The sequence below is a fragment of the Pseudoalteromonas sp. NCCP-2140 genome (assembly GCF_023708065.1).
GTDB lineage: Bacteria > Pseudomonadota > Gammaproteobacteria > Enterobacterales > Alteromonadaceae > Pseudoalteromonas.
Genome location: NZ_BRCZ01000022.1, coordinates 1 through 22,228, shown reverse-complemented (window position 1 = coordinate 22,228; position 22,228 = coordinate 1). Strand labels below are relative to the sequence as shown.

Sequence of the window (22,228 nt, the reverse complement as noted above, 5' to 3'; positions counted from 1 at the left end):
AACTCAGTAGTGAAACGAAACAGCGCCGATGATAGTGTAGCAGCTGCTATGTGAAAGTAGGTCATCGCCAGGCTCCAAATAAGAGAAAGCCCGATTCGAAAGAGTCGGGCTTTTTTGCGTTTTGAGCTGTCAGCCAGGTAGGTTGGGTAGAGCGGAGCGAAACCCAACACGAGTTAGCGAGTTGCTAGTTAGCAAGGGTAAAGTTGAACTGGGGTTTGTTTAGTACAGAGTCACCCTCAGCAACAAAACCCCGTAGGAGGCACTTCAGTGCCGAATTCAGACCTTAACAAACACATTCACGGCTTAAGGCCATTCCTACGAGATGCGTATCTCAGATATTAGATTTGAACTGCGGGGTTGTTTAGTACAGAGTCACCCTCAGTAACAAAACCTCGTAGGAGGCACTTCAGTGCCGAATCTAGACCATAACAAACACATTCACGGCTAAAGTCATTCCTACAAGTACACTTTGCCTAGAGCCTAGAGCCTAGAGCCTAGAGCCTAATTGCATAGGAAGACGCAGCAACAATCACCCACACCGCGCGGCTGAACGCTGACGGCTGAAAGCTGATAGCTCTTCTCATGTTGGGTTTCGCTCCGCTCTACCCAACCTACGCCAGACCTTCAAACTTTCCCCTCGCTAACTTTACTCTTTCTAACTCGCTAACTAGCGACTAAAAAAGCCCATACTCTTCGGTTTCTTCTGCTTCGTGGCGCATGAGGTGCTCTGGGCGGAAGATGGCACTTGGGTCTAATAATAAGCTGTGTTTATGCTTCATTTTGATTAGTCCGCGCATCATGTTTTTAGTTTGCGGATCAACATCAAAACCAACCGAGGTAAGTTGGTCTAACGGTTTGATGTCTTCTTTTTTTACGTTGATGTTGTCTTCTACTTTGTCGACTAGAAGGCCTATATGAGGTGTTACACCGTCTTTTGTGGTGAAGATGATGATTGGCTTGTAATCAAGAATGATCTGCTCACGTGCCGATTCAAACAATCTAATAAGCTGGTTGAATGTTTGGCGCTTTTTCTCTGCAAATAGGCTAATCACCTTGTCGTGAGGTTGGCTTTTTTGCAATTCTAATAACTCACCGGCCATAGCATGTAATTCACGGTGTGGCTTATCAAACTTGGCTAAGATACTTTGTAAGTCTTCGTTATCGGTTTCAAAGTTGTTATACCAACGACCGAATGCACATTTGTCTGGATCTGTGGCTTTTGTAAAAGGTGCACCTGTTACTAGGCTATTTTCTAAGGCATCTAGCCAATCTAAATGGTCTTTTTCTCTTTCGACTAAAAGGTCAGATAATTCGGTATTGGTCTCTTTGGTTGAGTGATTGTTTAATACAATTCCTAAATCAAAGATAGGCGTTGGGGTTTCCATATAATCTTTAACCCCAATGAAGCTTTTATTTTCATTTGGCAACGACGTTAAATTTCCTTCGTAACGCTCAGTTAGAAGAATATCGAGAATTTTTAGTGAAATGGTCTTTTGGCCAACTCGAAAATTAATCAGATCCATATTTCCCTCAAAGCCTTGTTAAGTCTCTATAGCATAGAACATTATTGTAATTTAGTCGTAGTTTAACCTAATTACTTTTAAAATATGAGCGGTAGATTTTTTTGTTATTTCCAGAAGTGTGAGTGTTAAATAGATCAGCGAAATCTGATGTATCAGTAAAGAGTCGATTTAGCTCGGTCAGTAGGCATTGATTGTTTAGTGGTGTTGGGCATTTTTGGGCAGCGCTAACGAGTGCAACAGCATTCAAATAACCTTCAAATATAATTCTATTCGCACTAGTGTGATAAGGCTCTATATCTTCAATAAATTGCTTACACCAAGGGTTCTTACAGTTATTTGGGTCAGGTACCACTTCAGTGACCATGATGTTAGCGGGCTTTTTAACCCGTTGGTATAAATCATGACTCGATACGAAAGACACCGAAGTATAATCTGGGTTGAAGCTTTGTTTGTTTGCAGCATTAATAAATTCAGCGAGAGGCTTGTAGGTACCGACTAAACAAATTGCGGTTGCATTACTTTCTTTTAGAAGCGCTAAAGCTTTTGAAATATCATCACTATTGCGCTTAAATCGCGTGACTTCTACAGGTTTAATACCATGTATTTTTAGGGCGTTAACGAGATTGCTCTCTACCATATAACCAAACTCATCGGCTTGGATCATTAAGCCAATTTTTTCATGCTTACGCTCTTTAACTAGGTAGTTAATTTGCTCTATGGCTTCATCTTGGTAGCTCGCACGAAGATTAAATACATTCGGCATTGAGCTGTTATGTAAAAAGTCAGCGCCTGTAAATGGCATGAGAAATGGAATACGGTGTCTATCTAGCAGGGGCTTAATTGCATGAGCTGTTGGCGTGCCCATAGAGCCAAAAATCGCATGGATCTTTTGGTCAAATAGAAACTCGCGGGTATTCACTACGGTATTTTTTGGCTCATAGCCATCATCAGCTAAGATCAGATCGATACTTTGGCCATTAATACCGTTTTCTTTGTTGATTTTGTTAAAGTAAATATTACTGCCAAGCGCTAGCTGTTCACCTATTTGCTTAGCAGGTCCAGTCAGTGCCGTCGACATCCCGAGTTTAATGGTAGGTTGTTCGTGTTCAGCTAAAGCTAACTGAGATAGTAGCAAGGCATAAAAACATAAACACTTAATGGCTGTTATTTTGAAGTGATTTATAGTGAGCATACCAACCTTGCACTGCGGTTTTGAACTGTGAGTCTAAGTCTTTTTTACCTGTAAAACCGGCTTCTTCGATCAAGCTATTTACAGAGGTTTGCTGTAATACTAGTCGAATAAGGATGAATTTTGTATGTTCATCTAATAAATTTAGACTAATTGGTGTGCTCCAAATCATTTTCCATAGCAATGGCTGTACTTGGAAGAGGTTAATGTCACCGGTTAACAGTCGCTCAGCTCTTGTATTTAAGGCAGAAGATAAGGAACTTTTTGGTAAGCCTTTGAATAGTTCTGCAATAAGCTGCCAAGGAAGTGAGCTAAAATGACCAAGGAGTTGCAAAGACAGGTCTTGTTTAAATTCCTCTATTAAGAGTGCTGCGCTATCTGTGCTTTGCTTACCTAACGCTTTAATCACTAAAGCAGCATGTTCAGCCGTTGCTTTGTCATGACTAAATCCAAGCTTAACAATATTAAAGCCATTACTTTGCCAAAACTTAACTAACGCTGCATTTGCGCCAAAACTGGCACCAAAATAACTGCAATTATTTAATTGGCTTTCGCAGTAGTTTAACAGGGCTGAGCCAATACCTTGTTGATGACATTCAGGTGCAACAGCTATTCTCACAACTCTCGCTGAGCGTTTACACAAGTCTTCTGTATTTCGGCTCAATTGAGTCAGAGTTTGCGCCATTAAATGACCATGAGGCCTGCGCTTTCCTTTTATTACTTGCTCTGCGATTTCTGGTGCTAAGCCACCCTCAATAGCGATTAAGCAAACGGCTTTTAATGCATTTTCTTGTTTGCAGATCGATAGCTGTAACTCTGGGGCATCAAGCAATTGGCGTAAGTCATTTACTGTGGTTTGGTAATGAGCCAACGTCAGTAGCGCCATAACTTGGCTAAGTAGCTGCTCATCATCAACAAGTTGCTCTTTGCTTATGTTTTCAAATTGGTAAGACTTACCACTCTGCGTATCTAGGTACTTTGCATCGAGAAGTAATAGTTCGCGTAGGCTATTTTCGAGAGGGTCATGTTTAGCAAAACGAATTGGCTCATCCAAAGTAATAGTCTTTAGAGATTTATATTGGCTACGTAAGTAATGTAAAAAACGTAACGTGTAACCACGCCCATTCCCTTCATAACCAACCATAGTGCTCGCAAATACGATTCGTGGATAACTTTTTAGTATCTCTAATAGCATAGGAACCGGAATCGCCGCAGCTTCGTCGACAAATAACAGATCGCAATCTGGCTTTTCATGTAGCAGTATATCTGGCGCAATATAGCTAAGGTTAGCTAGTTGTTTACAGTTTAGCTCTTTGCTAACACCAAGCTCAGCGGCTAAATGTTTAAAGCTTGTTTGTACGGCTTTGGCTTGGGTGGCACAAATAAGGATTCTTTTATCTTGAAGACTTGCTGCTGCAATCCCTAAAGCAGCTGACTTACCACGACCTCGGTCTGCACTGATCACAAAAGGACGATTAGCGCGCCCTGTCGCGGTTTTAATAATTTGCTCAACACATGCTTGTTGTTGTTGATAATTTATCTCAGCAGTAGCTGGCGATACTGATTGGCAAGCAGGGAGCGAGTGCTCAGTAAAATAATGTGGCTGCAACTTTAGCTTGGAGAATAAACGCTGATTAAAAAAGCTGTGTTTAATCACTTGGCCATAAGAGGTAATACTAGTGAGTGCAGGGTCTTGCCACTTGCGGTCATCGGGCAGCAACAGTATCAGTACACCACCTGCTTTTACGGTACCTGCAAGCGCGGCTAGTTTATCGGCATATAAGCCGCTAAAACCATCAAAAATTGCGTGTTGAAACTCTTGGCCAAGAATTTGGTGAGCATGTTTTGGAAACTCACTATTTGCTAATAATGAGCTGCTACTGAAAACATAGCTATTTTTGAGCGCTAATTGGTTTGCAAACTGGTAGCACCAAGTTTCGCTGCCTTGCACAATGACAAGCTGGCGATGCTTTGCAATCACCAGCTCATTACACAGTGCTGTTAAATATTCATTATAAGGCTTGAAGTCTTGCATACTGTGTTACAAGCCATTTGCTGCCTAGGTCATCAAAGTTCACTTGAATACGTGACTGTGCGCCGCTGCCTTCGTAATTGAGTACGGTTCCTGCGCCGAACTTGGCGTGTAATACGCGTTGTCCTAAGTTAAAGCCGCTATCTTCAAATGCGGCATGTGTTACTGATGGACTAAAACGACCTGCCGCAGGCGGTCTTGAAACCTGTGTTTTAATACGGATTTCTTCGATACAGTCTTCAGGCATTTCACGTAAAAAGCGTGATGGGCTATGGTATTTTTCTTGTCCGTATAAACGGCGACTTTCTGCGTGGCTAATATATAGTTTTTCCATCGCGCGAGTCATACCAACATAGCAGAGGCGGCGTTCTTCTTCTAAACGACCAGACTCTTCATTACTTTGTTGTGATGGGAACATGCCCTCTTCAACACCAACCATAAATACCAGTGGGAATTCTAGGCCTTTTGCTGAGTGTAATGTCATCATTTGCACTGCGTCTTCGTGCTCATCAGCTTGGCCTTCGCCAGATTCTAGTGAGGTATAAGCCAAAAATCCCTGTAGTGGTGAGCTGAACTCTTCATCTTCAGGGAGTTCGTATTGACCACAAGCACTAATAAGCTCTTCTAAGTTTTCTACGCGGGCACGGCCTTTTTCACCTTTTTCAGCTTGATACATTGCCATTAACCCTGAGGTTTGAATGGCATATTTCGCTTGCTCTTCTAAAGTGAGATCGCTGATTTTATCTTCGATATGCTCAACAAGTTCTAAGAATTTTGTGACGGCACTCGCTGCACGGCCAGATAAGTGCTGCTGCTCTACAATTGCTTTTGCGGCATACCAAAGTGGCAATGATTCATTGCGCGCGCAATCACGGATATGGCTTAGCGTTTTATCACCAATGCCGCGGGCTGGAGTGTTAATAACGCGCTCGAAAGCAGCATCATCTTGACGGTTACCCACTAAACGTAAATACGACAGTGCATCTTTGATCTCTTGACGTTCGAAGAAGCGCATACCGCCGTAAATACGGTATTTTAAGCCTTCTTGTAGCATTGCTTCCTCGAGTACACGAGATTGCGCATTGTTACGGTATAAAATGGCGGCGTCTTGTAATGCATTACCTGCATTTAGCCAGCTACGTAATTTGCTGCTAACAAAGCGCGCTTCGTCTAATTCATTAAACGCAGCGTAAACAGAAATAGGCTCACCATCATTGCCGTCAGTCCACAGGCTTTTGCCCATGCGTTCAGCATTGTTTTTGATCAGCGCATTTGACGCTTTTAATATTGTTGCCGTTGAACGGTAGTTTTGTTCAAGGCGAATGGTTTCGGCTTCGAAGTCAGTTAAGAAGCGTTTGATATTCTCAATTTTTGCGCCACGCCAGCCATAGATACTTTGGTCATCATCACCTACGATCATAATACTGTTGGTGTTACCTGCGAGTAATTTTAACCAAGCGTACTGGATTGTATTGGTATCCTGGAACTCGTCTACCAGCATGTGGGCAAAACGCTGTTGATAGTGACGTAAAAGAGTAGGGTGATTCTTAAGTACTTCGTAGCAGCGCAGCAGTATTTCTGCAAAGTCGACTAAACCTGCACGGTCACAAGCCTCTTGATATGCAGCATAGACTTTCAGCATCATTTGCTCATTAATATCGTAGGCTTGAATGTCTTTAGGGCGCAGACCTTCATCTTTTTTCGCGCTGATATACCAACCAAATTGTTTAGCTGGCCACTTTTTATCATCGATGTTCATCGCTTTGAGTAAGCGTTTGATCATACGTTGTTGATCGTCAGAATCTAAGATTTGAAAGCTTTCAGGCAAGTTCGCTTCACGGTGATGGGCGCGTAAAATCCGATGAGATAAGCCGTGGAAGGTACCAATCCACATACCACCAACCGGTGCTTTTAACGTTTCTTCTACACGGGTACGCATTTCTTTCGCGGCTTTGTTAGTGAAGGTTACCGCAAAGATGCTGTATGCAGAAGCTTGCTCAACTTGCATGAGCCATGCGATGCGATGAACAAGTACTCGAGTTTTACCAGAACCTGCACCTGCAAGTACCAGCATATTTTGCAATGGGGCTGCGACTGCATCCCGTTGTTTGTCATTTAAGCCATCGAGTAATTCAGAAACGTCCATCGTTACGCCTTTTCAATCTATAATGGGTGGAGTATAACAGGTGTTTATGCAAGGCTAAATAAAATACTGTTTTTATAAACAGCTATTTTGGCAAGTCATTAAAATTGCAGTATAAAAATTGTGAATTTGACCGATTTTTAGCTAAAAGAACTAAAATCAAAATAACGCTACTTTTTAACACTTTGATTTGTAAGTCATAATAAGTTGGCATAAAGTGTGATTATAAAAAGTATAATCATTAAAAACTACAGAGGTTAGTATGGCAGAGCAAGGTTCTGGCGGTAATGTAATCGCAGCAATATGTAATATCTTTTTTCCCGGTTTAGGGCAATTGGTACAAGGTCGTTTAATGGCGGCTATTGCATTCTTTTTAGCATGGGTTATTAGTGGTGCACTAATTTATGTGGCAGTTGGTTTTATTTTACTGCCAATCGTATACCTATGGGCGATTATTGATGCTGCGCGCTTCAAATCGCGACTCTAGCTATTTTAAATAGCACAAATTCGAGCGTCACTTAGGCGCTCGAGTTGTTTTAAGATGACAAAACTCGCTACGTTTAGCTGCAAACGGTATAATTAGCAGATAACGTATTAAGAGTACCCTCCATGGAATATCAATTTATCCGCGACCCTATTAGCGGTTTACGCATTAAAATTTCCTCTGAACACGCCATCATAGGCCGTTGGCTAAACGAAGAAGTCGGAAAAGAAAAAATTGCGATGGTGCAAGCGTTGATCTCTGCTGTTAAAAGCAGTCATGAGCCTTTAACCTTACAAGGTCAAGAAATTGATTTGATCTTAAGTAAAGACGAAGCGCTATTCGAAGCGCATGCATTACATCAAGACAACGAAGACTTAGTTGCCTACCAAGATGATGATTTAATGCTTGAAGAAGAAGGCTTATGCAGTGGCTGTGGCTTTGAAGATTTTGTCGATTTAATTGAATCTTGGCAAGAATTTACACAAAGCCGATAAGCAGACACATGTTCTGCTTATCGGTAGCTAACTTATTGCTCGCTCACTGATTTAACAGCGGCTAGTAATAAATCTTCTGTTAAGCGTACTTTGTAATTTGGGTTGGCGTATTGAAAATGCACTAACCCATTTGTATCTATCACAAATACTGCGGGTACTGGCAGTGCTACTTTTGGCTCACCTTCTAACGAGACAAAGTTAACCCCAAGCTTATTGCGGTAAATCTTTGCTGTTTTGTCATCTAAATAAAATGCTAAACCTAACGTTTGCGCCAAATTGAGGCTGTCGTCAGAAAGCAATTGATAGCTAGGAGCTGTAATTTTTGTTTCAGCGAGTTTTTCAGGGCTGTCTGGCGAAACGGCAATTAATTGCGCGTCTAAGCTTGCTAATTCTTTCTCTATTTTTTGCACGCTGGCCAATTGTTTTGAACAATATGGGCACCAGCCACCACGATAAACAATCAGCACGGTAGTTTTCTCTTTAAAGCGCTGAGCTAGCGAGACGGTTTTACCATATTGGTCTTTCAATTCAACATTTGGCACCGTTAAGCCGGGTAACAACGGACTTACTTGCTCTGCTGACTCGGCAATATTGGTTGCAGTTGCAGCGATAACGTGGCTTGATAGTACAAACAGTGCACTAATGAATAGAGATTTAAACATGGGCTTACTCGGTTATTTTTATCAACTGCAAAGATGACCTGATTGTTGCGGGATTTATTTCATCTTTACCTACATCAAACTCAAATTTAACTGTAGTATATAGGCAAATAAAAAATGCAAGTTGGGATAAAGAATGTCTGCTAATTTACAAAAACTCGTTGTTATGCTCGAGATGCAAAATGCGATGAATACCAAAGTTCATGAGCAATGGTTTAGCCAAGGTTTTGAATGGTATCGTGCAATTTGGGTTGAGTGTGCTGAAATGCTGGATCACTACGGTTGGAAGTGGTGGAAGAAACAAACCCCAGATACAGAACAAGTTATTTTAGAGTTAGTTGATATTTTCCATTTTGGTTTATCTTTACGCATTGATGGTGAAACCAGCTATGAGCAGTTAGCTGCGCAACTTGAAGCTGAGTTAAGTGCACCAGTTCAAGCCGATGACTTTAAACAAACACTCGAATTATTAGCCGCGTCAGCAGTCGCTGAAAAGAGTTTTAATGCCGCTGCATTTGCAGGTTGTATGGCGCAAATCGGTATGGATATCGATGATTTATACCGCGGCTACGTTGGTAAAAACACCTTGAATTTCTTCCGCCAAGATCATGGCTACAAAGACGGTAGCTATATCAAGGTGTGGAATGGCCAAGAAGATAACGAGCACTTAGTTGAAGTGGTAAAAAGCCTAGATACAGAGCATGCAGATTTTGCAAAACTTGTATACCAAGGCTTAGAGCAGCGTTACCCGAAGTAATCATTCAACGGGTATAAGCTCGCGAAAATCGATGGTTGATAAAAAGCCATCGAACTGCTTATGCGGTTGCTGACTATCAGGGTTGGCAACCGCAAGTATATGACCAATACCAAACTCTTTTGCCGCATCTAGCACGGCAGGGCTGTCATCCACAAATAAAGTCCGTTCCTTATCAAACTGCCATTCTTGATGTACTTGTTGCCATAATGGTTGATGCTCTTTACTCACGCCATATTGATGAGTTGAGATCACACCATCTAAGTAATTATCGATAGCAGTATGTTCAAACTTTAACATGGCACAATCTGGGTGCGCGTTAGTAAGCATGATCAATTGTTTGCCTGCTTTTCTAAGCTCAGTTAAAAACGGCGGAACATCTTCACGAATTCTGATTAAATGTTGAATGTCGCGTTTTAACGCCATAATTGGTAAATCAAGTTGTTGTTGCCAATAATCTAAGCAGTACCAATTAATTTGTCCGTGAACTTGTTGATAACGATGTAAAATGTCAGCTTTTGCTTCGTCTAAGCTGATTTTATGTTTACGCGCATATTGCTCGGGAATAACGGTTAGCCAAAAGTAATTATCGTAATGCAAATCGAGTAGGGTGCCATCCATATCTAACAACACAGTATCGATTTTTGACCAATTTAACATAGGCAATTCACTTTAAAAGATTTATGATGAGCATAACTGCCATGATAGCAAATTAATGCCAATGACACAGAAAAAGCATCCTACACCACCGCAAATTTTGTCTAATGAAGTTGTCGCTAAAAGTCGACTATTTACTGTTGAATCTCTCGAATTGAAGTTCTCAAATGATGAGCAAAGGCAATACGAAAGAATTCGTGGCGGTGGCAGAGGGGCAGTTATGATTGTGCCAGTAACGGCCGATAACGAACTGTTATTAGTGCGAGAATATTGTGCAGGCACCAATGATTATCAGTTGGGTTTTCCAAAGGGCCTGATTGACCCAGGCGAAACACCACAGCAAGCCGCAGACCGTGAGCTTAAAGAAGAAGTTGGTTTTGGTGCTAAGCATTTCGCTGAACTTAAAAAAGTCAGCATGGCGCCGAGTTACTTTAATGCCACTATGCATATTTTATATGCTGAAGATCTCTACCCTGAAACCTTACCTGGTGATGAGCCTGAACCGCTTGTCGTTGTAAAATGGCCAATAAGTGATTGGCAATCATTATTGCAACAAGAAGACTTTACTGAAGCACGAAGTGTCGCAGCTTTGCTATTATTAACAAAGTACTTAGAGTCGGGAGCGGGCAATGAATGATTTTTTAGAACCGTGTATTCGGTTAGCTGAGCAAGCAGGCGATGCCATTATGGCCATTTATCAGCAGGATGATATTGGTGCTGAGCAAAAGTCAGATCATACTCCGGTCACCAAGGCTGACTTAGCATCGAACGATGTATTAATGGCTGGTTTGAAAGCCATAGCCCCTGATATTCCAATTATGTCAGAAGAAACACCCATTCCGGCGCTGGCAGACAGAAAAGATTGGCACCGTTATTGGCTGCTTGATCCTATGGATGGTACTGGGGAGTTTATTCTCGAAAGCGGTGATTTTGCCGTTAATATCGCGTTAGTTGAAAATAATCGCCCTGTGCTGGGTGTTATTCATTGGCCAGCGAAACAAGTGACTTATTTTGCTAGTTATCAAAATGGCGCATTTAAACGTGAAAATGGCCAAGATCAGCAAATTTCGGTAGCAACACCCGATAACCTAACCTTAGCTGTAAGCCGCAGACAAAAAATTGAAGCGGTCAGCCAGTATTTAAATACTCAGTTTGCGACGGTGGCATTAGGCTCATGTTCATTAAAGGCTTGTATCATCGCAGAGGGTAAAGCTGATTGTTTTTTACGTATCGGGCCAACGGGTGAGTGGGATACTGGGGCGTCACAAGTGATTGTAGAAGAAGCTGGTGGCTGTATTACCGATGCCGAATTCAACCCGTTAACTTACAATCAACGAGAAAGCACAGAAAACCCTGACTTTATTGTGATGGGCCACCCTGATTGGGAGTGGCAAAAAATGATTAGTCCTCATCAGCGAGCTTTTTAGCTTTGTTTTGTGTGGTTTTTGTTCGTTTGAGTTAAATTTGTCACTATAACCCTTGATTTCTAATCTTATTGCTATATGATAGCGCTCTCTCTGAAACAGGGCAGCAATAACATGCTTATGTTACTCAGAGATTACAGGCGCGGGATGGAGCAGAATGATAAATCATTCGTCGGACTCGCTAATACCTGAAGTCGAAGGTCGTTGGTTTAAATCCGACTTCTGGGACTCTAAACATACAGGCGCGGGATGGAGCAGCCTGGTAGCTCGTCGGGCTCATAACCCGAAGGTCGTCGGTTCAAATCCGGCTCCCGCAACCAATTCTTTGAATTGGCTGACTTCTTATATTAAGTGAGAAGTAAAATAAACTTAATATTCAGGCGCGGGATGGAGCAGCCTGGTAGCTCGTCGGGCTCATAACCCGAAGGTCGTCGGTTCAAATCCGGCTCCCGCAACCAACTTCTTAAATTAAGTGAGAAGTAAAATAAACTTAATAATTTCAGGCGCGGGATGGAGCAGCCTGGTAGCTCGTCGGGCTCATAACCCGAAGGTCGTCGGTTCAAATCCGGCTCCCGCAACCAACTGAAATTAAAAATTAATATGTAATACTAGGCACGCGAAAGCGTGTTTTTTTATGCCTGAAATACAGGTTCAGAGCCCGAAGGTCGTCGGTTCGCCCTCAAAATTCACAGCTCCCGCAACCAACTGAAATTATATAATAGGCACGCGAAAGCGTGTTTTTTTATGCCTGAAATACAGGTTCAGAGCCCGAAGGTCGTCGGTTCGCCCTCAAAAATCACAGCTCCCGCAACCAACTGAAATTACATAATAGGCACGCGAAAGCGTGTTTTTTTATGTCTAAAATTCAGGTTCAGAGCCCGAAGGTCGTCGGTTCGCCCTCAAAATTCACAGCTCCCGCAACCAACTGAAATTTAATAATAGGCACGCGAAAGCGTGTTTTTTTATGTCTAAAATTCAGGTTCAGAGCCCGAAGGTCGTCGGTTCGCCCTCAAAAATCACAGCTCCCGAAACCAACTGAAATTACATAATAGGCACGCGAAAGCGTGTTTTTCTTACCGCTATGCTAATTCACTTCTAACATGCTTTAAGTAGGCTTGTAGGCTCTCTTGCCACAGTAATAAGGCATCGGTTAATGATTCTTTTAAAGGCTTATTGTCGAGAAGTTTACGTTCAATTTTTTTCAGTTCTAAACCGTAACGGTTAAAGCCTAGTTGTAAAGCGGTGCTGGCTTGGCGGTGCAGTAACTTGGTGCACTGCTCTTTATCGTCCTCGACGAGCTGTTGACAGCGGATCAGTTTGTTTCTGGCTGACAATACAAACTCGTTGTAAATCGATGACACTTCATCTTCACTGAATGAGCTGACAAGTGTGGCAGCGGCTGTTTCATCATAGAGTGTATCGCGCAGCTCAACAGCAATGCTTGCTGCTTGATTACTTTGTGAATCACTGAGTGCTTGGCGTAGTTTTTGTTGCTTAATGGGTTTGCCAACAATGTCTTTGATACCAAGTGCTAAGTATTCTTTTATTTCATCAGGACTAAGGCTCGCGGTAAACGCTAACACCGGGGTTCGCTGGTTCAGATGGTCGATATTTTTTAGCTTTTTCAGCACTTCTTGACCTGTTAAATCAGGCAAATTCATATCGAGTAATACCACATCAAAGTGATGTTTCTGCATTAGTTCAATGGCACTCGTACCATCTTTTGCCAACTTAATTTTGTGCTCATCATCAGCCATGAACTCAATGGCAATTTTCTGATTTAAATCGAGATCTTCAACTAATAACACGTCTAGACCAGTGACATAATCTTTTGATTGGTGACGTTGTTCAACGAGGCTAAGCTCACCAATCGCAAGCGGAATATCAAAGCTAAAAATACTGCCTTTATTAAGTTCACTCTCAATATTTAGCTTGCTGCCTAACTTTTCGAGTAAACGGCTGGTGATTGCTAAGCCAAGGCCTGTACCACCTTTTTCTTTACCTGCGCTGCTTTGAACATAAGGTTCTGTTAGGTATGCAATTTCTTCATCTTCAATACCAGGCCCAGAATCTATGACGCTGATACGAACAAGGTGATCTAATTGCCCTTCATTGAGCAGTTTTACTTGGATTTTTACGGCTCCTTGGTCGGTAAATTTAATCGCATTACCTACTAAGTTAATAATAACTTGTCTGAGTTTTTGTTGGTCGCAGTAATAACATGCTTGATCGGGCAAGTTGTATATCAGTTCAAACTTTAAATGTTTTTGCTCTGCTAAAGGGCTGAGTAAAAGGCAAAGGTTATTGAGCCACGTTTTAAACTCGACGTCTTCTTCGTAGAGCGCTTCATCACGCTGATCTAGGCTGGCGTAGTCGAGTACTTTATCTACCAGTAAGTTTAGTGACTCAGCTGAGTTAATGATTGCTTCGCAATAAGGTTTGTCACGAGGGTCACTCGACTGGTTCATGATTAGCTGTGCACTACCTAAAATGCCATTTAATGGCGTACGTATTTCATGGCTAATTGTTGATAAGAATAAACCACGAATTTCTAAGTCTTTGTGTGCTTTTTCAGCTAGCTGATTGAGGTTTTGTTCGCGGCGTTCATTACATAATAGTGCCATACCAGTTGCATAAAACATCGGCGCAATAACACCATTGATGAATAAAGTGATACTAAACCAATTTGCAGAAAGTAGGTTAGCAGTTGTGACATCTCCCATCATTAAGGTTCGGCCTGTAAATATAGCCAGAATAATGCTGAGAATTAAAATGTAGACAATGCTGCCATTAGGATAACTTTTACGGCCATTTCGAATAAATAATGCCAGTAAAAACAAGGCTTCAACTATATGCTGAAGATCTGAAACTAAAATTCGACTTCGTAACTCTGTGCTATCAGTGGCAAAGTAAATCATGGTAATCGCGAGCACCACCGTGATTGCAACAAAGGTTTTAAAGCCAACGCATTTGGCATTTAAAAATTGGCAAATCGCAAGTACATGAATAATGGAAGCACTAAAGAGTAGGGTGTTTGCGATAGCAACACTGGCAATATTATTGATATGACCATGCAGTGCAAAACTCATTACCGATGCAAACATCACTAGAGGGTAGAAAATATAGAGTAAGGTGCCCGGAGTATTATTATTGGTTCGCCATGTAAGGTAATTAAGAAGAGTCATCACTGCCATCATGGCAGCACTGGCGTAATATAAAGTGGCTGAGTCGAGCATTGTATTTCCGGTGTTTTGCAATCAGTTTGAGCATAAAGTCAATTACAGTGTTTAGCAACCAGAAACAAAAACAGACGCGGCTGCGTCTGTTTTAACTTGTAGGATGTTTTGTTTAGTTTAGCGAATTTCGTCTGGAATATTCTGCTGTGCCCAAGACAATAGCTCGATACGGTTACGACATTTAGTTTTTCTAAATGCACTATATAAGTGAGTTTTAACTGTATGTGGGCTGATGCTTAAGTCTTCAGCAATTTCTTTATTCTTCGAACCTTTACTCATTAGTGAGATAATTGCTTTTTCACGTTTAGTAAGTTTAACCGGTTCGATGTCACCATCTGTCAATTTGTGGAGTGCGTCTTTATTGAACTGCAACATACGATTTAGTGCATTACACATGATGTCGCGGCGATACCATAGTTGATCTTCAAGTAATAAACGAATGCCTTTCATTAACACATCAGCATTATCTGTTGTGTAAAACACACCACGAATACCACTTAATAGAGCACGGTTTGCAAGTTCAGGGTTCTCATCTAAGTTAAACAGCACGATATCGCATTTCAATCGTAAATTAACTAGCTGCTCTTTTAACTTGCCCCACGGATCTGTGCTTGACGTTTCAATAAATAACAAGCGTGTTCCTTCTGGTACTTCAGAGATATCAGTACCAGATGTCACTGCCAGTCCTTGTGTTTTTAACAATGGCTCTAATACGTTAATGCCAATAGTGTTAATTGGCTCTGGATCTAATAATAAAAAGGCTGAACTACTCATATATATACACTCTTGAATAAAGTTGACAGTTAAATCCTATCACGCAATCCACCCCTTTCGTATTAGAAATTTCTGAGAGTTGTGCAGGAAAAGTACAGTTTGTGTCTGTTTTGTGTCAAAAATTACAGTTAGTTAACTAATCGCAATATGTTAACTAACTGATATATATTCATTATAGCTAAAAATAATATATTTGTTCTACTTTTTACAGTTGTTTACATATCAAAGTATTAGATTGCTGTTTTTTTCTTGTCCTGATATGGAGGCCAGCCCATTTCTTTACCTGCTAACATGTGTAGGTGTATATGGTACACAGTTTGTCCGCCGTGGTCATTACAGTTCATTACGACGCGAAATCCGTCTTCACTAAAGCCAAATTGTTTAGCGAGTTTTGCTGCAACTACATATAAGTGACCGACTAAAGCTGAATTTTCTTCTGTAACATCATTAATAGTCGCTATTGGTGTTTTTGGAATGATCAACACATGAAAAGGGGCTTGTGGGTTAATATCTTTAAAAGCTAAAGATAGTTCGTCCTCATAAACAATATCAGCTGGGATCTCTCGGTTAATAATCTTTGTAAAAATAGTCTCTTGGCTCATACTTAGCTCTCTTATAAATGTGGTTAAATGACCGCCCACTAATGACAAACTTTATTTGCAGTGTCAAACTGAAACTGCCGCAAGTTGAACAACCAAGGAGTGAACATGCGTAAGTTAGTATTACTGAGTAGTGCGTTAATGCTATTTAATAGTTTCAGCAGTGTAGCTGAGACTATTCACTTTCCCGAAGAGTTTGTACCCTTACAAGTTGGAGAGCGCCTAATTGAACAGTCGTTTTTCAGTCGTGTTGACGATGTTGAGCTTGCCCCTGGTACTTACCAAGTGAAGATGAAATATACCGATCTTTACGAGCAAGGTTATGATGACCATCAAGTTGTTGAGTCAGAGCCATTTTGGGTTGAGCTTACGGTAGAGAGTGGCAAAGACTATGACCTAGTGTTTAATCGTGCCAGTAATGCTGTTGCGGCAGAAGTGTTTGCTGAATCACCGCAAGTGAGCTTAAAAGCCAAGGGCAGTGAACTTGCTGTGCCGCTATCGATAGTGAGCTATCGTGCAGCTAGCGCGCCTGTACAAGCTGTAGCCAGTGCCCCAGTTGCTGCTACAAGTACAAGCAACAAGCCTGCGACTGCAATCCCTGTCAAATTGCCTGCAAAAGTACCCGGCGGACAAGCGGGTTTGAAAAATACGCCAAGTGCGGCTGCGATGCTTGAGTTTTGGTGGCAACAAGCAAGCCCTGAAGAGCGCCGTGCGTTCTTACAAAAAGTAAGTAACTAATAAAATAATTAAAAAAGGCGCTGATTGCAGCGCCTTTTTTGTGTTTGATGACTTACTTTGCAAATAAGTCGTCAACAGTACCTTGTGCAAGTGGGTGGTAACCCGGACGTGCTTTTAAGTACACATCATGCGCCCAGTCTTTTTTACCGTTTTTAATAAGTGCTTTATATAGTGGCACAATTAATTTACGACGACCGATGCCTGATAGGTGTTCATCAAGCGCTGGGTAAATTGGTTGATAACCATTACCTACCGCTAGCATAAACCATGCGAAAGCACGCTCTGCATTAGTTGACTGTGTTAGGTTGAATTGATTATCAAGTTCAGTCATTTTTTCGATGCTTAAATCGCGAGGTAGGTTATTCAAAAAGTGTAGCCACTCGTGAACTGACCAATCCGCTGTTGGTAACTGGGCTGCACTGATCTCACCGTTTAACCATGTTTTGGTTACAGCATCAACTTTATCGAAGGCATCAGAGGTTGGATTAGGTGCATCGCTTGGTAAACCAGGCTCAAAGATCCACTCATTAACTTTATCCATGCTCACAACGCCTGGATATTTTTCGATCAAGTTAGCTTTTAAGTAAGTAACAAATTGCGCTGTTGTAAGAGACTTAAACGCAAATTGGTCAAAGTAAGCTTTTACGAATGGGTCAAACTTATCACGATCAAATTTGTTTTCTAAATAAATTAAGAAAAGTTGGCCTTTAGTGTAAGGCACCGAGCTAAATGCATCATCAGGATCGCGGCCATTAAGTTTTAAGTTAAGACGCGTATCTGGTGCTGGCAGAGTTTTAAGTAATGCACGTAAGCCGGCTGCATCAAGCGCTTGCTCCATAACTGCACGGTCACGGCCAAACACTTCTTCCATAATGCGGTTTTCAACGTAAGACGTGAAACCTTCGTTTAGCCATAAGTCTTCCCAAGTCGCATTGGTTACTAAGTTACCAGACCAAGAGTGAGCAAGCTCGTGAGCAATTAGGTTTACTAAGCTTTTATCGCCAGCAACAACCGTTGGTGTGATGAATGATAAACGTGGGTTTTCCATGCCACCAAATGGGAAGCTTGGCGGTAGCATTAATAAGTCATAACGACCCCATGCGTATTCGCCATACATCGCGTTAGTTTTATCGATCATCGCTTGTGTGTCGTTAAACTCAGCAACTGATGCATCTAAAATTGTTGGCTCAGCAAAGATACCCGTTTGCTTAGACATGGCTTTAAATTCTAAATTACCTGCACCAATTGCGATTAAGTATGGCGAAATTGGTTGTGGCATATTAAATAGATAATCGCCATCTTTATAAAGTGCATCTTTGTTATCAGCACTCATTACCGCACGAATGTCTTTAGGAGTGTGAATACGTGCCGAGTAGGTTACGCGCATTGCTGGCGTATCTTGTACTGGGATCCAACTACGAGCATGAATTGCTTGTGATTGGCTGTACATAAATGGGTGTGATTTACTGGCAGTTTGTTCTGGTGTTAACCACTGTAAACCTGAAGCTTCTGGGCGGCTGTTGTAGTAAATACGTGCTTTTACCGCTTGGCTTTTAAATTTAATTGTTAATTTTGAGCCCTTCACGTCATCACGTGCAGCAAGGGTGAAGTCAGCTTTGTGCCAGCTGCCTTTTTGATCTTGATACATTACTTTGTCGATATCTAAATCGCGAGTATCAAGCACCAGTGTTTTGCTTGTTGCATTGTGCCAATCTAGCGTGTGCTCAACAAAACCTTCTAGTTGTTTGTCATCAAAATCAACATCTAAATCTAGTAGTAGGTGAGTGGTTGTTACGTCATCTAAGTTTGCGTAAGTGTGCTGGCTGATTGCATCTGCAGTTGCTTGAGAGCAAGCACCGGCCATAGCAAGACTTAAAAGTAATGGTTTAAACTTCATAATAACCCTGGAACGGAAATGAAAAAGAGCCCGTTTTATAACATGATTAGTGCAGTGGGTTGAGTGATTTTTACAATCTAATGCGTATTTTGCGACGATAGGTTACACTAATGCGATTAGTTACCGGTAACCTTTGAGGCGTTTTGTGGCTCAGTCCCTGCAATCTTTTCATACCTTTTCTTTGCCAAGCCAATGCCAGCATTTTTATCAAATTGATGAAGTGAATCAGCTTTTAAGCACAGACTTTTCTGGGCCATTTTGTATTTTAGGTGAAGGCAGTAATACGGTGTTTTTATCTGACTACCAAGGTTCTGTGATCCACATGAATACGAAGGGCATAGATATAGAGCAGCAAAGCGATGGCTTTTTATTGCACATTGCAGCCGGAGAAAACTGGCACCAATTAGTTGCTATGACTATTGCTAATGACATGCCTGGGCTTGAAAACCTTGCTTTAATACCTGGGACTGTTGGTGCTGCACCAGTGCAAAATATAGGTGCTTACGGTGTAGAGCTTGAAAAGTTTGTGAGTTATGTCGAATACTTTGATATTGCCACCAAAACCATAAAGCGCTTAACTAAAGGCGAATGCCAATTTGGCTATCGTGACTCTATCTTCAAGCATGCACTGAAGAATAAAGCTGTAATCACCCAAGTAGGGTTACTGCTACCTAAAAAATGGCAGCCAGTACTGAGTTATGGACCATTGCAACAGCTTTCAGAACCCTCTCCACAACAGGTATTTGAGCAAATCATCACAACCAGAAATAGCAAACTACCAAACCCCAGTGAACTTGCTAATGCGGGCAGTTTTTTCAAAAACCCAGTGATCAGTAATGAGCAACTTGCGTTACTTTTAAAACAGTACCCAGAACTACCTCATTACTTTGTGGATGCTGAGCATCATAAAGTTGCGGCGGGGTGGTTGATTGAGCAAGCTGGGTTAAAAGGCTTTAAGGTCGCAGGTATTGAAGTGCATCAGCAGCAAGCTTTAGTGCTAGTAAACCACGGTAATAGTACAGGTGATGACTTAATTGCCATGGTAAAGCATGTACAACAACAGGTTTGGCATAAATATCAGATTGCTTTACAGCATGAAGTACGCCTGATCAATGCTGAACATGAATGCCACATTGAATTGGGAGCTTCATAATGAAAGCGCCAGATGGAAATAAGCTCGCTATTCTACAAGCTCTAAATACCGGTGGTTTTATTTCTGGTCAGCAATTGGGCGAGCAGCTCGGTATTAGCCGTGCAGCAGTGGGTAAACATATTCACTCTTTGCAGGAGATGGGGCTCGATATATTTAAGGTTACGGGTAAAGGGTATTGTCTAAATAATAGTGCAGGCTTACTGAACAAAGAAAAGATCGGTCTGCATTATAATGAGTTAGGTGGCAGCACCGCTAATGTTGAAGTGCAGCCTATTATTGACTCAACCAACAGTGAGTTAATGCGCCGTTTGCAAACAGAAGTATCACTGCCATCTGGAAGCGTATTAGTTGCAGAAATGCAGCAAGCGGGAAGAGGGCGCCGTGGGCGCGTTTGGCAATCTCCGTTTGGTGCAAACTTATACTTTAGTTACTTTTGGCGTTTGGATGATGGTTTGCAAGCTGCTATGGGGGTATCTATTGCAGTTGGGCTTGCTGTTTACGATACGCTTAAAGCCTTATATCAATTAGATGTAGAGCTTAAGTGGCCAAATGATATCTACTTAAACCGTGAAAAATTAGCGGGCGTATTAGTTGAACTTGACGGCCAACCACAAGGTCCTTGTCAGCTTGTAATAGGTATAGGTATCAATTTACATATGCCAGAAAGTGTTAGCCAGCACATAGATCAAGCATGGACTGACTTAAGTCAGCATGTGCAGGGGTTAGATAAAAACAAGCTGGTGGCCTATTTATGCTTTTATTTAGAAAAACGTTTAGCTCAGTATCAGCAATCAGGTTTAAACGATATGTATCTACAGTGGAATCAATTAAATGCATTTGCTGGCGAGTGTGTTGAGCTCAATACGGGTCATCGTAGCTGGCGTGGTATTTGCGAAGGGATTGATAACCAAGGTGGCGTACGTATTCGTCAAGATGGCGAAGTGAAAAGTTATTATGGTGGTGAAATTTCATTACGTAAGGCTGAGCTATGAAACTATTAGTGGATGTTGGCAATACCGCAATTAAAGCCGTTTTATTTGATGGCAAGGATTACCAAACCTGTGAACTCAGCAATTTACCTTGGTCAAAAATAACAGAGCTGGTCTATGCCTGCGTAGGTAGCACAGAGCTACTTAAACCGTTATTAGCACAGGCGCAGCAACATTCTGTTCCTTACTTTGAAGCAGAGGTGACCGCTAAACTCGCTATGTTAACTTGTGCCTATCAGCAGTTTAAAAACCTAGGAATTGATCGCTGGCTCGCTGTGATCGCTGCGTATGTAGAATATCCCGAGCAAAACTGCATTATTATCGATGCCGGTACAGCAACGACAATTGATGTGCTTAATAAAGAAGGCGCGCATCTAGGAGGCTGGATCTTACCTGGCCTTGATTTAATGACCTCATCACTTACCCAAAATACGCAACGTGTGTTTGATGATGAGCAAACTCCATTCACTACTGAGTTAGGGCGTAATACGCCAAATGGCCTAAAAAATGGTGCTATGGTTGCTACTCTCGGTGCAATCGAGCAAGCAAAACAACATCTTAACCAACAAGGTTGTCAGTTATTATTTGCTGGTGGTTATGGCAAATTGTTAGCAGATACATATATAGATGCTAAGTTTGACAGCTTGCTCGTGTTTAAAGGACTGAATTATTGGCGTGAATTAGCTATAAAGCAGTAAAAATACGGGTTTTTGCCTGAATAGTGAGCGTTTAACACATAAATTCACATTTTTTTTAATTTTATGGTTGCATCACAATAAACCTTACCTTAGAATCTCGCCCCGTACTAAAGCAGTGCCGACTTAGCTCAGTTGGTAGAGCAACTGACTTGTAATCAGTAGGTCATCCGTTCAACTCGGATAGTCGGCACCACTTTCCTTTTACCGGAAGTGACTTAGTAAAGAATTTTCGTGGAGGGGTTCCCGAGCGGCCAAAGGGATCAGACTGTAAATCTGACGGCTCAGCCTTCGCTGGTTCGAATCCAGCTCCCTCCACCACTTTATTCTTGACGGTTAGAGGTAGTTTAAGAACAGGTTCCTATGCGGGCATCGTATAATGGCTATTACCTCAGCCTTCCAAGCTGATGATGCGGGTTCGATTCCCGCTGCCCGCTCCAGACTTCTGGTGTTGCTGATATAGCTCAGTTGGTAGAGCGCACCCTTGGTAAGGGTGAGGTCGGCAGTTCAAATCTGCCTATCAGCACCAGTATCGAGAACTCATCTTAATTTCTTCCTTTATCTGTCAGAAAAAACTATTTGAAATTTGAAAAAATTAAATTAATCTACCCTCGGTGGATTATTTTCATATGTAATCTAGATACACAAAACTGATAGGTTCCGTCATGGCAAAAGAAAAGTTTGAACGCGTAAAACCGCACGTAAACGTTGGTACAATCGGCCACGTTGACCACGGTAAAACAACTCTAACAGCAGCAATCACTAACGTACTTGCAAAAGTATACGGT

20 protein-coding genes and 7 tRNA genes are annotated in these 22,228 nt (G+C 41.7%); 17 read left to right on the top strand and 10 right to left on the bottom strand.

Annotated elements, in window-relative coordinates:
- Positions 1 to 674: 674 nt before the first annotated feature.
- The 4 genes from NFU46_RS20355 to uvrD all read right to left on the bottom strand — a co-directional run bounded on the left by NFU46_RS20355 (position 675) and on the right by uvrD (position 6,890).
- A complete protein-coding gene (locus tag NFU46_RS20355) occupies positions 675 to 1,523 on the bottom strand; it encodes a CZB domain-containing protein (RefSeq protein WP_105180702.1) in 849 nt (282 codons plus the stop codon).
- 67 nt (positions 1,524 to 1,590) lie between these two features.
- A complete protein-coding gene (locus tag NFU46_RS20350; protein ID WP_175083601.1) occupies positions 1,591 to 2,715 on the bottom strand; it encodes an ABC transporter substrate-binding protein in 1,125 nt (374 codons plus the stop codon).
- Complete coding sequence (locus tag NFU46_RS20345; protein ID WP_251604473.1) at positions 2,678 to 4,747, bottom strand: tRNA(Met) cytidine acetyltransferase TmcA; 2,070 nt, start codon at positions 4,745 to 4,747, stop codon at positions 2,678 to 2,680. Before NFU46_RS20345 ends, NFU46_RS20350 begins: the two co-directional genes overlap by 38 nt.
- Complete coding sequence (gene uvrD / locus NFU46_RS20340; RefSeq protein ID WP_054563945.1) at positions 4,725 to 6,890, bottom strand: DNA helicase II; 2,166 nt, start codon at positions 6,888 to 6,890, stop codon at positions 4,725 to 4,727. Before uvrD ends, NFU46_RS20345 begins: the two co-directional genes overlap by 23 nt.
- Before the next feature lie 259 nt (positions 6,891 to 7,149).
- On the opposite strand from uvrD, the gene NFU46_RS20335 reads away from it, so the two are divergent.
- A complete protein-coding gene (locus tag NFU46_RS20335; protein WP_054554878.1) occupies positions 7,150 to 7,374 on the top strand; it encodes a hypothetical protein in 225 nt (74 codons plus the stop codon).
- Positions 7,375 to 7,496: 122 nt separating this feature from the next.
- Positions 7,497 to 7,865, top strand: a complete 369-nt coding sequence (locus tag NFU46_RS20330; protein ID WP_251604470.1) for a YacL family protein — start codon at positions 7,497 to 7,499, stop codon at positions 7,863 to 7,865.
- Positions 7,866 to 7,897: 32 nt separating this feature from the next.
- On the opposite strand, the gene NFU46_RS20325 is transcribed toward NFU46_RS20330, so the two are convergent.
- Positions 7,898 to 8,527, bottom strand: a complete 630-nt coding sequence (locus NFU46_RS20325; RefSeq protein ID WP_251604467.1) for a peroxiredoxin-like family protein — start codon at positions 8,525 to 8,527, stop codon at positions 7,898 to 7,900.
- Positions 8,528 to 8,660: 133 nt separating this feature from the next.
- Between NFU46_RS20325 and NFU46_RS20320 the strand changes: the two genes are divergently transcribed.
- Positions 8,661 to 9,281, top strand: a complete 621-nt coding sequence (locus tag NFU46_RS20320) for a dUTP diphosphatase (RefSeq protein WP_055199370.1) — start codon at positions 8,661 to 8,663, stop codon at positions 9,279 to 9,281.
- Here NFU46_RS20320 and yrfG read toward each other — a convergent pair whose 3' ends face one another.
- Positions 9,282 to 9,938 carry a GMP/IMP nucleotidase gene (gene yrfG, locus NFU46_RS20315; protein ID WP_054563941.1) on the bottom strand — a complete coding sequence of 219 codons (657 nt, stop codon included), beginning with the start codon at positions 9,936 to 9,938 and terminating at the stop codon, positions 9,282 to 9,284.
- Positions 9,939 to 9,999: 61 nt separating this feature from the next.
- On the opposite strand from yrfG, the gene nudE reads away from it, so the two are divergent.
- The 5 genes from nudE (at position 10,000) to NFU46_RS20290 (ending at position 11,940) form a co-directional block, all read left to right on the top strand.
- Positions 10,000 to 10,572, top strand: coding sequence for an ADP compounds hydrolase NudE (nudE, locus tag NFU46_RS20310; RefSeq protein WP_171040476.1), 573 nt, complete (start codon positions 10,000 to 10,002; stop codon positions 10,570 to 10,572).
- Positions 10,565 to 11,362 carry a 3'(2'),5'-bisphosphate nucleotidase CysQ gene (gene cysQ, locus NFU46_RS20305; RefSeq protein ID WP_055021754.1) on the top strand — a complete coding sequence of 266 codons (798 nt, stop codon included), beginning with the start codon at positions 10,565 to 10,567 and terminating at the stop codon, positions 11,360 to 11,362. The genes nudE and cysQ overlap by 8 nt, the downstream gene beginning before the upstream one ends.
- A 240-nt stretch (positions 11,363 to 11,602) precedes the next feature.
- A tRNA-Met gene (locus NFU46_RS20300) sits at positions 11,603 to 11,679 on the top strand.
- 61 nt (positions 11,680 to 11,740) lie between these two features.
- Positions 11,741 to 11,817 (top strand) — tRNA-Met (locus NFU46_RS20295).
- A 46-nt stretch (positions 11,818 to 11,863) separates the two neighbouring features.
- A tRNA-Met gene (locus tag NFU46_RS20290) sits at positions 11,864 to 11,940 on the top strand.
- 498 nt (positions 11,941 to 12,438) lie between these two features.
- Here the strand turns inward: NFU46_RS20290 and NFU46_RS20285 are convergent.
- The 3 genes from NFU46_RS20285 to NFU46_RS20275 form a co-directional block, all read right to left on the bottom strand.
- Positions 12,439 to 14,595, bottom strand: a complete 2,157-nt coding sequence (locus NFU46_RS20285) for an ATP-binding protein (RefSeq protein ID WP_251604464.1) — start codon at positions 14,593 to 14,595, stop codon at positions 12,439 to 12,441.
- A 117-nt stretch (positions 14,596 to 14,712) separates the two neighbouring features.
- Positions 14,713 to 15,369, bottom strand: a complete 657-nt coding sequence (locus NFU46_RS20280; protein ID WP_054563917.1) for a response regulator transcription factor — start codon at positions 15,367 to 15,369, stop codon at positions 14,713 to 14,715.
- Positions 15,370 to 15,599: 230 nt separating this feature from the next.
- Complete coding sequence (locus NFU46_RS20275) at positions 15,600 to 15,971, bottom strand: histidine triad nucleotide-binding protein (RefSeq protein WP_251604462.1); 372 nt, start codon at positions 15,969 to 15,971, stop codon at positions 15,600 to 15,602.
- Positions 15,972 to 16,076: 105 nt separating this feature from the next.
- On the opposite strand from NFU46_RS20275, the gene NFU46_RS20270 reads away from it, so the two are divergent.
- Positions 16,077 to 16,706, top strand: a complete 630-nt coding sequence (locus NFU46_RS20270; protein WP_251604460.1) for a DUF2057 domain-containing protein — start codon at positions 16,077 to 16,079, stop codon at positions 16,704 to 16,706.
- 52 nt (positions 16,707 to 16,758) lie between these two features.
- On the opposite strand, the gene NFU46_RS20265 is transcribed toward NFU46_RS20270, so the two are convergent.
- Positions 16,759 to 18,603, bottom strand: coding sequence for a M1 family metallopeptidase (locus NFU46_RS20265; protein ID WP_251604458.1), 1,845 nt, complete (start codon positions 18,601 to 18,603; stop codon positions 16,759 to 16,761).
- A gap of 145 nt (positions 18,604 to 18,748) precedes the next feature.
- On the opposite strand from NFU46_RS20265, the gene murB reads away from it, so the two are divergent.
- From murB to NFU46_RS20225, 8 genes are all read left to right on the top strand, one after another.
- Entirely contained in the window at positions 18,749 to 19,756 is a 1,008-nt protein-coding gene (murB, locus tag NFU46_RS20260; protein ID WP_251604455.1) for a UDP-N-acetylmuramate dehydrogenase, read from the top strand.
- The gene (gene birA, locus NFU46_RS20255) at positions 19,756 to 20,748 is read left to right on the top strand and encodes a bifunctional biotin--[acetyl-CoA-carboxylase] ligase/biotin operon repressor BirA (protein WP_251604453.1); all 993 of its coding nucleotides are present in this window, start codon (positions 19,756 to 19,758) and stop codon (positions 20,746 to 20,748) included. The genes murB and birA overlap by 1 nt, the downstream gene beginning before the upstream one ends.
- A complete protein-coding gene (locus NFU46_RS20250; protein WP_251604451.1) occupies positions 20,745 to 21,443 on the top strand; it encodes a type III pantothenate kinase in 699 nt (232 codons plus the stop codon). The genes birA and NFU46_RS20250 overlap by 4 nt, the downstream gene beginning before the upstream one ends.
- 117 nt (positions 21,444 to 21,560) lie before the next feature.
- Positions 21,561 to 21,636: transfer RNA gene (locus NFU46_RS20245), tRNA-Thr, on the top strand.
- A gap of 40 nt (positions 21,637 to 21,676) precedes the next feature.
- Positions 21,677 to 21,761, top strand: a tRNA-Tyr gene (locus NFU46_RS20240).
- 44 nt (positions 21,762 to 21,805) lie between these two features.
- A tRNA-Gly gene (locus tag NFU46_RS20235) sits at positions 21,806 to 21,880 on the top strand.
- A 13-nt stretch (positions 21,881 to 21,893) separates the two neighbouring features.
- Positions 21,894 to 21,969: transfer RNA gene (locus NFU46_RS20230), tRNA-Thr, on the top strand.
- 136 nt (positions 21,970 to 22,105) lie between these two features.
- Positions 22,106 to 22,228: GTP-binding protein (locus NFU46_RS20225; protein WP_249929207.1), on the top strand; the 123-nt coding region annotated here is incomplete at its 3' end.